Here is a 14,733-nt window from a genome sequence, read left to right on the forward strand (position 1 = left end):
GCAAAGGAGTGATGCCCCTGACCTAACCCCGGCAGGGAGATCAGCTGGCCACCAACAAGGACATCACGTGACCACCCACAAGGAGATCACGTGACCGCCCACAGGGAAGTCCCAATGGCCATTGACACCTCGCCGTCCCGGCCGCACCCGATCCAGTCAAGGCAGTCTGGACCAAAGTCATGGAGTTTGACCCGAAGATCTATCGCGATATTGGTGCTGCGGGCGCCCCACCCGCCGAAGAGTGGCTACTGAGGCGCCCGGAAACATACTTGAGCACGGACAGGAAGCCCTCGCTTCAGTCGATCCATTCGGAGTGCGTCCTCCCCGTCGTCGGGGAGGCCGGCTCAGGGAAGACCACCCTTATCGATCTCATCGAAGCCGATGCCATCGAACAGGGGTTTCTCTCCGTCCGGCTGGACTTCAAGAATGTTCCGACGCTGGTCATAGACATGAGCGTCAAGGAAGGAATTCTCGCGGTCGCAGAATTTATAACGAACGCGGCACGAGTCTCCGTCGAGAACACCGGGCTTTGGAATAGATTCCTTGCCATCCGAGCTAGATTAGTCTTAAGAAATTTCTCAACGCCTAAGATTTCGGAACTAAAGAAGAAGTATCCGGGACTAAACGAATTTCCTGACGAAAGGCTGCTTGCGCTCGATGACGTGCTCGCAGAGGTTCAGCGTTTTGACGAAGAGAATCCTCGCCAATACCTGACGGCGATAGCCGTCCAACACATCAGGCCCAGCGGGCATCCGGTACTAATTCTCGCCGATGACCTGGAAGGAGTTCCGACCAGTCTTCGTGGCAACCTCATGAGAATCCTCTCCGCAATTCAGTGCGCCGGATCATTGCTGTTCGTCGCGATCCGAAGAGAGAACCTGCATCAACTTCGCGTGACACTCCAATCGAGACGCGACGAGGTCTGCTTCTTGGATTCCCTTCCAGGCGGCTTGTTCGAGATCGCGAGAATTCGAAATGACGGCGCCCTGAGGCTTTGCCTAGAAGGCACAAATCCAAGCGATGAGAAGTCCACGGACACAGGCAGTCTTGGCGCAACCGATCCCCACTCCTTGGGAGATCAGCGCACGTACGTGGATGGCATCGGTGAGATAGACTGGAATGCCGCCAAGGCTAGGCACAAGTATGTTGACGACTCTTTGCGCAATCTTGAAGAAGATCAGTTCCTGGCCGACCTCACCGCCAAGTGGCTGAACGGCAATGTCAGGAACTTCCTGACATTGATGGTGGAGGTCGCTACAACGGAGCCTTCTCAGAGTGGGCGGTCCCTCGGTGGCAGCGTTTCATCACTGCTTCTCAAGAAGCGAGCGCATCCCTCTCTGAGGGACATATTCCAGCCTGCAGTGGTCCCGACTCAAAGGTGGAGTTACCCCTTCGTGTTCCTACCCTTCCGAGTTCTTGTATACCTGCGCTGTCGCGGAGGAAGCATATCGTTCGACCAGATGTGCACGGACTTCAAGGAGTCCTTTGGAATCGAGCAATCGGCCATCAACACAGTGATCGGGAAATTCATAGAGGGAGACAATAACGATGGGATTGGCATGCCCATACTATTGCGCCGAGTTGAGCGGCACGACGAAGGCGACCAAGTCAAGCTGCTGAGCTGCGGCGAAGTCTTTGTTGATAGCTTCGTCTATCGATGCGACTACCTGTCCACACTATTCGACCGCCTTAGCAACAGCAATCGCCCATCGATGCCCAGTGGAATGGCCGCCTCAGAAGAAAAGCTCCGCAAGACCGTTGCCGTCGTGGAAAAGATAATCCTCCCCAACTTCTACAAGGAGCACCCCTACGTAGATCCTAATCCACTGACGGTCGCTCCAGTTACCGACGAGGTTCGCAGCCGACTGGAGGAGTACAACAGGATGTTCGCATTCCGACACGGCTTCTGGTTCGTAGGGAGGCTCAAGGATAGCATTGAGAGTTACGCAACCAAGCGAGGATACCGCCACATAGCCGAGCAGGCCATTCAGCATCTGGGAGACATGGAGAGTCGATTGAATTCGATTACGCTTCAAAGCCGAAGGATCTCGGGTTGACAGAATCTACTGGCGCCCAGATAAATGCGCCGAACAGCAGCCGCTCGAGCCTTTACGATCTTCACTTCGGACATCTATCCCTACCCGACCTCCGGCGCCTGTTCATGTGGCCACTTACCATGATCGGCGCAGCAGTAGTGTTACTCCTCGTTCTTGATCTACTCCTTTTCCTAATAGGTAAGGCCCTTGGATCCCCTCTGGATTCTGCTTCTTGGGGAACCTATGCTGCGTGGGCCAGCGCGCTGATGCCCGCCTGGGGACTCGTCGTCACAGTGGCAATGTGGCTTGGAAGCCAACATGAGCGCGACATGCGAGAAGCTGTGGAGCATGCAGCCAGCGTGAAACTAGAAAAGTCCGAAGGAACTGTAAGCGTGCTTCGGAACGACTCCTCGAGAACTATCGAGATCATCTCCTGCACACCAGATATCTCAGAAATGCCCGGACGGCTAGTGGGTACCGGCGCGAGAGAATTGATGGAAGCGGAGACGCTATCGGTCACCTTCAGGGTCGATGGAGTCCTGTTCACTGCGCCTGTCAACTCCCTAGTGCGGCGCCACTGAGAAGGCGCCTGCCAACTTTCCGCGACGCCGCCGGTACAGATGCGGGACCCGAACCAGAGGGTGTCCACTCACCGGGTGGGTCGCGCCTCGGGCAGGCGGCGCCCCCTCGTTGAGTGCAGGCTTTTCGTGTTGGGTTGGCCTCTGGCTCCGTGCGACGGTTCTAGCCGTAGGATCGTCCGGGTGACCGCATTCGATCTGGACCCCGACGTCCGGCCCCAAGACGACCTCTTCCGCCACGTCAATGGGCGCTGGCTGGCCGCCACCCCGATCCCGGAGGACAAGCCGGCTTACGGTGCCGCGCACATGCTGCGGGACGCCGCCGACGAGGCGGTGCGGGAGATCATCACCGGTCTGTCCGGCGCGGAGCCCGGTACCGAACCGGCCAAGGTGCAAGACCTCTACGCCTCGTTCATGGACACCGCCGAGGTGGAGCGCCGCGGGTTGGAACCGGTGCGTCCACTGCTCGCCGAGATCGACGCGATCGACAGCGTCGAGGCGCTGCTGGACTACTTCGGTCGCAGCGTCCGGCGGCAGACTGGGACGCCGCTCGACCTGGACGTCGAATCGGATCCGGGTGACCCGACCCGCTACACGCTGTTCGCCAGCCAGGCGGGCCTCGGCCTGCCCGACGAGGAGTACTACCGCGACGAGCGCTTCGCCGACATCCTCACCGCCTACCGCGCGCACGTCGCCGAGACTCTGACGCTGGCCGGGCTGGACGCGTCCGAGGCCGAGGCGATCGTCGCTTTGGAGACCGAGATCGCAGCCCGGCACTGGGACAAGGTGCGCACCCGCGACATCCGGCAGATGTACAACCCGACCCGTCCGGAACCGTTCTCCGAGCGGGTCGACTGGCTGCGGATGCTCCGGGCCGCCGGGGTCGGCGAGGTGGAGCAGCTGATCGACGCCCAGCCGTCCTTCGCGTCCGGACTGGCCGACCTGCTCGGCTCCGAGCGGCTGCCGGAGTGGCGGGCCTGGGCACGCTTCCACCTGCTGTCGGCGTTGTCGCCGTACCTGCCGGAGGCATTCGTGCAGGCCCGGTTCGCCTTCTACGGCACCACGCTGAACGGCATTCCGACCAACCGGGAGCGCTGGAAGCGCGGCATCGCCCTGGTCGAGCGCTGCCTCGGCGAGGCCCTCGGCAAGCTGTATGTGGAACGGCACTTCTCGCCGGCCGCGAAGCAGCGGATGGACGAGCTGGTGGCGAACCTGGTCGAGGCCTACCGGCGGTCCATCGGCGCGCTCGACTGGATGACCGAGGCGACTCGCACACAGGCCCTCGACAAGCTGAGCAAATTCATTCCGAAGATCGGCTATCCGGACGAGTGGCGCGACTATTCCGGCCTTGTCGTGGACGCCACCGACCTGATCGGCAATGTGTTGCGTTCGTCCGCGTTCGAGCACGATTTCGAATGGGCGAAGCTGGGTGGTCCGGTGAATCGGCACGAATGGCTGATGACGCCGCAGACGGTCAACGCCTATTATCATCCGTGGCGCAACGAGATCGTCTTCCCAGCCGCGATCCTGCAGCCGCCGTTCTTCGACGAGAATGCGGACGAGGCGGTCAACTACGGCGCGATCGGCGCGGTGATCGGGCACGAGATCGGCCACGGTTTCGACGACCAGGGCTCGACCTGCGACGGGGATGGCAAGCTGCGCGACTGGTGGACGCCGGACGACCGGGCGGCCTTCGAGGAGCGGACGAAGGCTCTGATCGAGCAGTACGACGCGCTCAGCCCGGCTGCGACCCCCGGCCATCACGTCAACGGATCGCTGACCATCGGCGAGAACATCGGCGACCTGGGCGGGCTGTCGATCGCCTATCAGGCGTGGCGGCTGGCCGTCGGCGACGACGACCCGGAGTCGATCGACGGGATCACCGGTCCGCAGCGGTTCTTCCTGGCCTGGGCACGGGCCTGGCAGCACCAGTCGCGTCCGGAGGCGTTGATCACCCAGCTGACCAACGATCCGCACTCCCCCGACGAGTTCCGCTGCAACCAGGTGGTGCGCAACATTCCGGCGTTCTACGACGCGTTCGGCGTGACCGGCGACGACGCGCTCTGGCTGGCCCCCGAACTCCGGGTCCAGATCTGGTGACAGACCGGTCGGCGGCCGGGGGGACTTTCCCGGCCGCCGACACAGGTGTCAGCAGGAGCCGACGGTCTTCCAGTTCGCCACCACACTGGACGATCACCTTCGACGCCGACGAACGGACGCTGCTGCAGTACAAGTACACGCTGGGCAGTTGGGATCGCGAGGAACAGACCGCGAGCTGTGTCGCGCCCGCCAACCGTTCGGCCGAGGTCGTCTTCGGCACGACCGAGTCCCAGACGGTCAACGACGTGGGTCGCGTCGACCTTGGTCAGCGCCACGCCTTCGGGATCCCAAGACGGCAGGGACCGTCGAGATTGCTCAGCCCGCCGGCGAGATGGCCTTTCTGGGTCCCTTCGCCGACACCACCGGGGCAGCACGGCATCGGCGGCTACGCGCGCAGCTACGGAATGGACGCCGTCGCGGCCCTGCGTGAATCGGCCCTGCGTGTATCGGCCCTGCGTGAATCGACCCTGCGTGAATCGACACCGCCGACGCCGGCGGACGACTCGCTCTGGACGCGGTGCGGTGGGGATCCCGGTCGGGTCAACGCCTGGTGGTGCTCGCCGGAGCCGTCGCGCACGCCGCCGAGATCCTGCTCCGCTCGCACGCGTCCTGTCCGAGTTCACCCGCGTTTCTCCGCGGCTGGCCATCTCACCGCTGGCCGAACGCGGCGTCCTGATCGGCGCGATCCGGCTCGCACTGGACGGAATCGAGCGGCACATGCTCAATGAGGATGTGCATGCCGTCGGGGCGGTCTGAACCTCTCAGGGGTGGTCAGAGTGTCGGACGACGCCAGGGCGCGGCTGCTTCGACCGTGGCGGCCAGGCCCAACAGAACGTCCTCGGCACCGAAACGGCCGCCGAGCATGACGCCGATCGGCAGCTCCGGAGAGTCCGGGCCGGCGAGGCGGGCGGTGTGCAGCGGCAGGCTGATCGCCGGGCGTCCGGTCAGGTTGTAGACCGACGTCCATGGCGTGAACCGGGTCTGCGCAGCGAAATCGGACGCCGGGTCGGCGTCGTCGCGGAGGCTGCCGAGGAGCGCCGGCGGCTGCGCCAGGGTCGGCGTGAGGACGATGTCGAAGGCGTCCCAGACCTCGGCGACCTGCTTGGTGAGCAGCTGGATCGCGCTCAGCGCCTGGGCGTATTCCAGCCCGGTGGACGCCCGTCCGGCGTCGCGGAGCCAGCGGCTGAGCGGCGTCAACGCGGCGTCGGCGTCGGGCGGCATCGGAATGCTCAGCGCACCGACCGCCCACACCGCGGCGAACGCCTGCCATTGGGTCGCCGGGAACGGCACAGGCGCCTCGATGACCTCGTGCCCGAGGTCTTCCAGCAGCTGGGCGGCGCGGGTCGCGGCGTCCAGACAGGCCGGGTGCACCTCGGCGTCGGCGATCACCGGAGTGGTCAACAGCCCGATCCGCAGCCGCTCGGGCGCCTGATCGCAGGCGGCAAGATAGCCGCCGGGCGCCATCGGCGCCCAGTAGGTGTCTGAGGGACGCGGCCCGGCCAGCACGTCCAGGGCAAGCGCGGTGTCGCGGACCGTCCGGGTCAGCACGCCATCTACTCCGAGGCCGGGGCCGGGCGGGCGGTTGCCGGACGAGATCAACCCGCGGCTGACCTTCAGGCCGACCAGTCCACAGGCGGACGCCGGAATGCGGATCGAGCCGCCGGCGTCCGAACCGTGCGCGAGGGGCACGATGGCGGCAGCGACCGCGGCCGCGGCTCCCCCGCTGGAGCCGCCCGCCGAGCGGGTCGGATCCCACGGCGTCACCGCTGGCGGGCCTGTGTCGGGCTCGGTGTAGCAGGGCAGTCCGAACTCGGGCACGGTGGTCTTCCCGATCATGCTGGTGCCGGCCTCGGCGAACCAGCCGACGATCGGATCGTCGGCGGTGGCTCGGTTGCCACGCAGGACGGCGCTGCCGGCCTCCCAGGGCAGCCCGGCCACCTGGTTGAGGTCCTTGATCGGGCACGGGACGCCGGCCAGCGGCAGCCGTTCCCCGGCCGCGATCCTGGTGTCCGTGCGGCGGGCGTCCGCGATGGCTCGCTCAGGGGCCAGGCAGGTGAATGCGCCGTAGCGAGAACCGCGCTGCTCGGCCAGTTCCAGGGCTGCGGCGGCGACTTCGACCGCCGATAATTGGCCGGCGTTCACCTCGCGGGCGATCTCCAGCGCCGACAACCCGGCGTAGGTGGCGGCGTCCAGCATGGGCGTCATCCTGTCATGCCGCCGGGCCGGGCGCACACCACAAAGGAGCTGGTCAACCCACGGTGCCGACTGTCCCACCCGGCCCTGACGTCGTCCCTGCCCAGTGGTCTTCGAGGAGTCAGTCTGAAATCGACACCAGAGTTGATGGGCGGTCTGGGCCACTCAGGCGTGAACCGTCCTCGGACGCCGCCCAGGGACATCCACTCTGGGGTCGATTTCAGACTGACTCTCCGATGCCAGTGCCGGATCGAGGTCCGTACGTGCGAAGTGGGACGAAAGAACCGTCCCCTCGGTCCACGCCGGACCGAGGGGACGGCTCAGAGGATTCCGAGAGTCGAGGCGGGTCAACTCTTCTTGTGGTCGATCTTCTTGGGGTCGAGGATGCCGCTGATGGTGGGCTCGAACTCGGCACCGAGCTGCTTGACGGCGAGGCGGCCGACCAGCTGCTGCTCGGTGGTGACCCGCTCGGAGCGTCCGCTGCCGAGGAAGGTGATCGCCCAGTGCATCAGGGTGGTGACCCGGTTCTTGAAGCCGACGACGTAGATCAGGTGCAGACCGAGCCAGGCCAGCCAGGCCATGAAACCGCTCCACTGGATCTTGTCGTTGATCTTCGCCACCGCGCCGAACCGGCTGATCACCGCCATCGAACCCTTGTCGAAGTACTTGAACTTCTCGGTGACCGGGGCTCCGGTGAGTTCGCCGATGATCTTCTTGGCCGCGTACCGGCCGCCCTGGATGGCGACCTGGGCGACACCGGGCAGACGGTCGAGGCTCATCATGTCGCCGACCACGAACACCTCAGGATGACCCGGCAGGCTCAGGTCGGGCTGCACCGGTACCCGGCCGGCCCGGTCCACCTCGACACCGGACTGCTCGGCCAGCGTCTTGCCCAGTGGGCTGGCCTGGACGCCGGCGGCCCACACCTTGCAAATCGCGTCGATGCGCTCGGTGGATCCGTCCTTGTACTTCACGTCGAGGCCGGTGGCGTCCACGTTGGTGACCATGCCGTTCAGCTTGATCTCGACGCCAATCCGCTCCAACTCCTTCTTGGCAGCCGCCGACAGCTTGTCGCCGAACGGCGGCAGCACCACCGGCGCGCCGTCGAGCAGCAGCACCCGGCACTGCCGGGTGTCGATGTTGCGGAACGACTCGGGCAAGGTCTTGTGGCACAACTCGACGATCTGGCCGGCCAACTCGACGCCGGTCGGACCGGCACCCACCACGACGAAGGTCATCAGCGAGCGGCGCTCGGCGGCGTCCTGGCTGAGCTCGGCCATCTCCAGGGCGCCGAAGATGCGGGCCCGCAGTTCCAGGGCGTCGTCGATGGTCTTCATGCCGGGCGCGAAGGTCGCGAAGTGGTCGTTGCCGAAGTACGACTGGCCGGCGCCGGCAGCGACGATCAGGTAGTCGTAGCGCAGGATGATCTGCTTGGACAGCTTCTCACCGATGACGATCCGCGAGCCGAGGTTGATCTTGTTCACCTCGCCGAGCAGCACTCGTGCGTTCTTCTGATTGCGCAGGATGTCGCGGGTCGCCGGTGCGATCTCACCGCTGGAGAGAATGCCCGTCGCCACCTGGTAGAGCAGCGGCTGGAACAGGTGCGCGGTGGTCTTGCTGATCAGCGTGATGTCGACATCGGCCTTCGCGAGCGCTTGGGCCGAGAACAGCCCACCGAAGCCGGATCCGATGATGACGACGTGAGGACGGGGCATATGTACTCCAAGGCGAGATTTCTCGGTGTAGCTATCGGGTCGAGTCTGCCGGGCGGCGCATCGGCTGGCAAGCGTAGCGGCACGGTATCGATCAGGTGGACCGTGAAACGATCTGATCACACAGTTCGAACAGGGTGTCCCGGGCCGGGCCCTCGGGCAGTTCCGTCAGCAGGTCCTTGGCGAGCCGGGCCCGCCGGTCGACCTCGGCACGGGCCTGGGCCAGCGCCGGATGGGCCCGCATCAACGCGAGCGCCTCGGCGAGCTCGTCGGGGTCGTCGATCCGGCGTCCGATCAACTCCCGGAGCCGGGCGTCCGCGGGATCGTCGGCGGCCTTCACCAGCAGCGTGGGCAACGTCCAGACGCCTTCGCGCAGATCGGTGCCGGGGGTCTTGCCGGTGCGGTCGCTGGCGATGTCGATGATGTCGTCGGACAGCTGGAAGACCACGCCGATCTCTTCGCCGAAGGCGCCCAGCGCACGCAGCACCGGCTCGGGCGCCCCGCACACCATGCCGCCGAATTTCGCCGAGGTGGCGATCAGAGACCCGGTCTTGTCGGCCAGAACCTGCAGATAGTGCGCCACCGGATCGTCGCCGTCGGCCGGCCCGCGGATCTCGCCGACCTGGCCCTGCACCAGCCGGGCGAACGTCTCGGCCTGCAGCGCGACGTAGTCGACGCCCAGGGTCGCGACGATCGAGGACGCCCGTGCGAACAGGAAGTCGCCGACCATGATCGCCACCGAATTGCTCCACCGATGGTTGGCGCTCTCGGCGCCGCGGCGCAGATCGGCCTCGTCCATGACGTCGTCGTGGTAGAGGCTCGCCACATGGGTCAGTTCCACCGCCATCGCGGCCCGCTCGGTGGCGTCGACGTCGGCACCCTCGTACAGCTGGGACGCCGCCAGCACCAGCAGCGGCCGGAACCGCTTGCCGCCCGCGTTGATGATGTGGCTGGCCGCCTCGGTCACGAACGGCGTGTCAGCAAAGGCGGCGGAAGCCAACCGATCCTCGATGGACTGCAACCGGTCGACGACCGACTGCGCGAACGTGGAGTCGACGCCGATCTCGAGAGTCACACTTCTCCCTTGCTCATTCTTTGGGCAGGCGGAATGAGTCTAACCTCAGCGCAGAAATGTTCCCGCCGCCGTGGCCAGATCGAGAATCGGGCCGGGGAAGACACCGAGCACGGCGATGCCGACCGCCGACACCAGGATCGGCAGCCAGGTGAAGGCGCTGGCCTTGCCGACCATGACGCCGACCGCGGGCTCGCGGAAGAACATCACCACGATGATCCGCAGGTAGAACACGGCCGCCACCAGGCTCAACACCACCGCGACGATCACCAGCCAGTCGAAGCCGCCGCGCCAGGCCGCCGCGAACACCGCCCACTTGCCGATGAAGCCGCCGGTCAGCGGGATGCCGGTGAAGCTCAGCATGAACAGCGCGAAGATGCCGGCCACCAGCGGGCTCTTGCGGCCCAGGCCCGACCAGCTGTCGATCGAGTTGGCCTCGCCGGACGGGTTGCGCACCATGGTGATGATGGCGAAGGCGCCGATGCTGGCCAGGCCGTAGACCACCAGGTAGAACATCGCCGAGGCGACGCTGTCCAGCGGGCTGGCCGCCGAACCGGTGGAGGCACCAACCACGGCAGTCATGATGAAGCCGGCGTGGGCGATCGAGCTGTAGGCCAGCGTCCGCTTCATGTCGGTCTGGGTCAGGCCCCAGATCGAGCCGACGACCATGGTGAGCACGATCAGCACGGCCAGCAGCGGCTGCCACGACCAGCGTTCGCCGGCCAGCGCGACGTAGAACACCCGCAGCGTGGCGCCGACGGAGGCCAGCTTGGTGCAGATCGCCATGAAGCCGGTGATGGGGGTCGGAGCGCCCATGTAGACGTCGGGCGTCCAGTTGTGGAACGGCACCACGCCGATCTTGAACAGCAGGCCGACGCCGAGCATCGCCATGCCGGCGACCAGGATGCCCCGTCCCATGGTCGGGTTCTGGACGGCATCCGCGATCGCCTTCAGGTCGAACGAGCCGGCGAAGCCGTACAGCAGGGCGACGCCGAACAGGAAGAACGCCGAGCTGAACGCGCCGAGCAGGAAGTACTTCAGCGCCGCCTCCTGAGAGAGCAGCCGGCGCCGGCGGGCCATGCCGCACATCAGGTAGAGCGGCAGCGAGAAGACCTCCAGCGCCACGAACATGGTGATCAGGTCGGACGCCGCCGGGAACACCATCATGCCGCCGAGGGCGAACAGGGCCAGCGGGAAGACCTCGGTGTGCTCCAGCCGGGCGGCGGACGCCTCGGCCTCGGCCCGGCTGCCCGGAACGGTCGCCGCGGACGCCGCGAAGGTGCTAACCCCGCCGTTCAGCTGACGTTCGGCCATCACCAGGATCGCGATCAGGCCGAGCACCAGCAGCGAGCCCCACATGAAGTAGGTCGGGCCGTCCAGCATCATCGATCCCATCGCGACCGGTCCGCCGACCCCGGCCCGCCAGTTGGCGACCAGGAACGCGGCAGCCACCGCGACGCTGGCGATGGTCAGGAAGACCTGAGCGAAGAACCGCTGCGCCCGTGGCATCATCGCCTCGACCAGGATGCCCAGGATCGCGGCCACCAGCACCAGCAGCACAGGGGCGAGAGCCCGCCATTCGATGACGGCAGTCATCACTTCTCTCCCTTCGCCGGGGCGACCGGGTCGGTCAGCTGCATCCGTTCCATCGCGACCTTCGCGGTCGGCTCGACCAGGCTGACGATCGGTCCGGGCAGGACGCCGAAGAACAGGATGATCGTCACGATCGGGATCATCACGGCGCGCTCGACCCCGGACAGGTCACGGGTGACGTGCTTCGCGGTCTGTTCGGTGACCGGGCCGGTCATCGTCCGCTGGTACATCAGCAGCGCGTAGGTGGCGGCCAGGATGATGCCGGTCGCCGCGACCGCGGCGATCCACGGCGTCCGCGACCAGGTGCCGGCGATCACCAGGAATTCGCTGACGAAGGTCGACATGCCGGGCAGCGACAGCGCCGACAGGCAGGCCAGCAGGAATGCGCCGGCCAGCACCGGGGCCACCTTCTCGACGCCGCCGAACGCCGACACCTCGGCCGAGCCGCGCCGCTTGATCAGGTAGCCGACGGTGAGGAACAGCGCGGCGGTGGAGAAGCCGTGGTTCAGCATGAAGAAGATCGAGCCGTTGATCGACTGGGTGGTGAACACGTAGATGCCCAGCACCATGAAGCCGAAGTGGCTGACCGAGGTGTACGAGACCAGCCGGAGCAGGTTCTTGCTGGCGATCGCGGCGGCGGCACCGTAGACGATCGAGATCAGCGACAGCGCGATCATCACCGGCGCGACCCAGGCGCTGGCCTCGGGGAAGATCCCGATGCAGAACTTGATCATCGCGAAGGTGCCGATCTTGTCCAGGATGCCGACCATCAGCGTGGACGAGCCGGGCGTGGCCTGCTCGGCGGCGAACGGCAGCCAGGTGTGCACCGGCACCATCGGCGCCTTGATCACGAAGGCGATCAGGAAGCCGACCATCAGCAGCCGTCCGGTCTCGGCCGGGATCGGCAGCGCGGCCAGGTCGGCCAGCAGGTAGCTCGGCGTCCCGCCCAGCGAGGCGGACGTCGCGAACAGCCCGATCACCGCGGCCAGCAGGATGAACCCGCCGACCAGATTGAACATCAGGAATTTCAGCGCCGCGGCGCGCCGCTGCTCGCCGCCGAAACCGCCGATCAGGAAGTACATCGGGATCAGCGTGGCCTCGAAGAACACGTAGAACAGCAGCACGTCGTCGGCCAGGAAGGTGAACAGCGCGGTGCCCTCCAGCGCCAGCACCATGGCCGCGTAGCCCTGGACGTTCCAGCGTCCGTGACCGGTGACGTTCCACTCGGCGATCAGCACCAGCGGGGTGAGGACCGCAGTCAGCAGCGCCATGGCCAGGCCCATGCCGTCCAGGCCGAGCGCGAACGAGGCGCCGAAGGCGGCGATCCAGGGCTGCCGGACGCTCAGCTCGGCACCGCCCAAGTACTGCACGGTGACCATCACCGCGACCACCAGGGTGGCCAGCGAGAAGGCCAGGCCGAACACGCGCGCTGTGCCGCCCCAGATCGGCAGTGCCAGCACCAGCGCCCCGATCAGCGGAATCAGGCCCAGCAGGGTAAGCAGACTCATCTCAGCTCCTCCCTCAGCCGGCCAGGCCGAGGATCAACACGACACCGACCACTCCGACACCCAGCACCATGGTCAGCGCGTAGCTGCGGACATAGCCGTTCTGCACCCGGCGTCCGCCCACGCTCAGCCCGCTGATGCTGCGGCTGACGGTGTGCACCAGGCCGTCGATGCCCTTGGCGTCGACGGCGACCGCGGCACGGGACAGGCCCAGCACCGGCTGCACCACCAGCAGGTCGTTGAGGTCGTCGCCGAACAGGTCGTTGCGTCCGGCTTCGGCGAGCGGGTTGCCCTGCGGTGCCACCGCGGGGATCGGACGCCGGCCGAAGACCAGCCAGGCGATCGCGACGCCGGCGGCCACCACCAGCATGGTGGCCCAGCCGACGGCGGTCGGCAGCAGCGCCACCTCATGCGGATGCGCGCCGGTCGCCGGCTCCAGCCAGCCCTGGATCCACCAGTTCATCACCGCGCCGGCGATCACGCTGAGGACGCCGAGCACGATCAGCGGAATCGTCATCACCCGCGGCGACTCGTGCGGATGGACGCCGTCCAGCCAGCGCTTGCTGCCGCCAAAGGTCATCAGCATCAGCCGGGTCATGTAGAACGCGGTCACCCCGGCGCCGAGCAGGGCCAGCGACCCCACCAGCGCGCTGCGGCCGAACGCCGCCTCGATGATGTGGTCCTTGGAGAAGTAGCCGGCGGTCAGCGGGAAGCCGATGATCGCCAGGTAGCCCATCGCGAACGTCCAGAACGTCACCGGCAGGTACTTCGCCAGGTTGCCGTAGTGCCGCATGTCGACGTCGTCGTCCATGCCGTGCATCACCGAACCGGCGCCGAGGAACATATTCGCCTTGAACGCGCCGTGGGTGAGCAGGTGGAAGATCGCGAACGCGTAGCCGGCCGGGCCGATGCCGGCGGCCAGCATCATGTAGCCGATCTGACTCATCGTCGAGCCGGCCAGCACCTTCTTGATGTCGTCCTTGCTGGTGCCGATCCAGGCGCCGGCCAGCAGGGTGACGGTGCCGACGATCACCACGGCCGCCTGGGCGTCCGGGCTGAGATCGAAGATGGCGTGGCTGCGGACCACCAGGTAGACGCCGGCGGTGACCATGGTGGCGGCGTGGATCAGCGCCGACACCGGGGTCGGGCCCTCCATCGCGTCCAGCAGCCAGGCCTGCAGCGGCACCTGCGCCGACTTGCCGCACGCGCCGAGCAGCAGCAGCAGCCCGATCACCGTCGCCCACGGTCCCTCCAGGTGGGCGGCGCCGTGGTTGACGTCGACGAAGGCGGACGAGCCGAACATCGCCAGCATCGTCGAGATCGCCAGGATCATGCCGAGGTCGCCGACCCGGTTCATCACGAACGCCTTCTTGGCCGCCGCGGCCGCGGACGGCTTGTGCTGCCAGAAGCCGATCAGCAGATAGGACGCCAGACCGACGCCCTCCCAGCCGACGAACAGCACCAGGTAGTTGTCGGCCAGCACCAGGGTGAGCATCGCGGCGACGAACAGGTTCAGGTAGCCGAAGAAGCGGCGTTTGCGCTCGTCGTGGGCCATGTAGCCGAGCGAATAGACGTGGATCAGGCCGCCGACACCGGTGATCAGCAGGGCAAACAGGATCGACAGCTGGTCGATCAGCAGGGCGACCTCGACCTGCCACGAGCCGGTCGCGAACCAGGTGTAGAGCGGCACCGAGACCGCCCGGTGGTCGGCCGGCGCGCCCAGCTGCTGGACGAACAGGGCGACCGCGACCAGGAACGAGCCGGTGATCATCGCCACCGCCATGTACGGCCCTGCCCTGCCCACCCAGCGGCCGAAGGCGAGCAGCAGCAACGCCCCCAGCGCCGGCAGCGCGATCATCAGCCAGGCGTAGCCGAACAGCCCAGTCGCGGCGACCGGATCGGCGACTTCCATCGGAGTCATGCGCCTCTCCCCCTCAATGTGCA

At 66.3% G+C, this 14,733-nt stretch carries 8 protein-coding genes; 2 read left to right on the forward strand and 6 right to left on the reverse strand.

From position 1 onward, the window contains the following. Positions 1–179 precede the first annotated feature (179 nt). Together QM619_RS13760 and QM619_RS13765 are read left to right on the forward strand one after the other, a co-directional pair. Positions 180–2,057, forward strand: a complete 1,878-nt coding sequence (locus QM619_RS13760) for a hypothetical protein (RefSeq protein WP_415109729.1) — start codon at positions 180–182, stop codon at positions 2,055–2,057. Between the two features lie 731 nt (positions 2,058–2,788). After that, entirely contained in the window at positions 2,789–4,714 is a 1,926-nt protein-coding gene (locus tag QM619_RS13765) for a M13 family metallopeptidase (protein WP_415109798.1), read from the forward strand. A gap of 771 nt (positions 4,715–5,485) precedes the next feature. Here the strand turns inward: QM619_RS13765 and QM619_RS13770 are convergent. The 6 genes from QM619_RS13770 to nuoL form a co-directional block, all read right to left on the reverse strand. Further along, positions 5,486–6,910, reverse strand: a complete 1,425-nt coding sequence (locus tag QM619_RS13770) for an amidase (RefSeq protein ID WP_415109732.1) — start codon at positions 6,908–6,910, stop codon at positions 5,486–5,488. Positions 6,911–7,254: 344 nt separating this feature from the next. Then, the gene (locus QM619_RS13775) at positions 7,255–8,622 is read right to left on the reverse strand and encodes an NAD(P)/FAD-dependent oxidoreductase (protein WP_415109735.1); all 1,368 of its coding nucleotides are present in this window, start codon (positions 8,620–8,622) and stop codon (positions 7,255–7,257) included. Between the two features lie 91 nt (positions 8,623–8,713). After that, entirely contained in the window at positions 8,714–9,694 is a 981-nt protein-coding gene (locus tag QM619_RS13780; protein ID WP_415109738.1) for a polyprenyl synthetase family protein, read from the reverse strand. A 45-nt stretch (positions 9,695–9,739) separates the two neighbouring features. Next, entirely contained in the window at positions 9,740–11,287 is a 1,548-nt protein-coding gene (nuoN, locus tag QM619_RS13785) for an NADH-quinone oxidoreductase subunit NuoN (protein WP_415109741.1), read from the reverse strand. Then, on the reverse strand, positions 11,287–12,792 hold the full coding sequence (locus tag QM619_RS13790) for an NADH-quinone oxidoreductase subunit M (protein ID WP_415109744.1): 1,506 nt from the start codon (positions 12,790–12,792) through the stop codon (positions 11,287–11,289). The genes nuoN and QM619_RS13790 overlap by 1 nt, the downstream gene beginning before the upstream one ends. A gap of 13 nt (positions 12,793–12,805) precedes the next feature. Then, complete coding sequence (gene nuoL, locus QM619_RS13795; RefSeq protein ID WP_415109747.1) at positions 12,806–14,710, reverse strand: NADH-quinone oxidoreductase subunit L; 1,905 nt, start codon at positions 14,708–14,710, stop codon at positions 12,806–12,808. Between the last annotated feature and the right edge of the window lie 23 nt (positions 14,711–14,733).

The sequence above is a fragment of the Micropruina sp. genome (genome assembly GCF_047606665.1).
GTDB lineage: Bacteria > Actinomycetota > Actinomycetes > Propionibacteriales > Propionibacteriaceae > Micropruina.

Excerpts from the sequence above, each read along its gene's own strand:
- QM619_RS13770 (WP_415109732.1), bottom strand. The coding sequence starts at position 6,910 with ATGCTGGACGCCGCCACCTACGCCGGGTTGTCGGCGCTGGAGATCGCC.
- QM619_RS13760 (WP_415109729.1), top strand. The coding sequence starts at position 180 with ATGGAGTTTGACCCGAAGATCTATCGCGATATTGGTGCTGCGGGCGCC.
- QM619_RS13790 (WP_415109744.1), bottom strand. The coding sequence starts at position 12,792 with ATGAGTCTGCTTACCCTGCTGGGCCTGATTCCGCTGATCGGGGCGCTG.
- nuoN (WP_415109741.1), bottom strand. The coding sequence starts at position 11,287 with ATGACTGCCGTCATCGAATGGCGGGCTCTCGCCCCTGTGCTGCTGGTG.
- QM619_RS13775 (WP_415109735.1), bottom strand. The coding sequence starts at position 8,622 with ATGCCCCGTCCTCACGTCGTCATCATCGGATCCGGCTTCGGTGGGCTG.
- nuoL (WP_415109747.1), bottom strand. The coding sequence starts at position 14,710 with ATGACTCCGATGGAAGTCGCCGATCCGGTCGCCGCGACTGGGCTGTTC.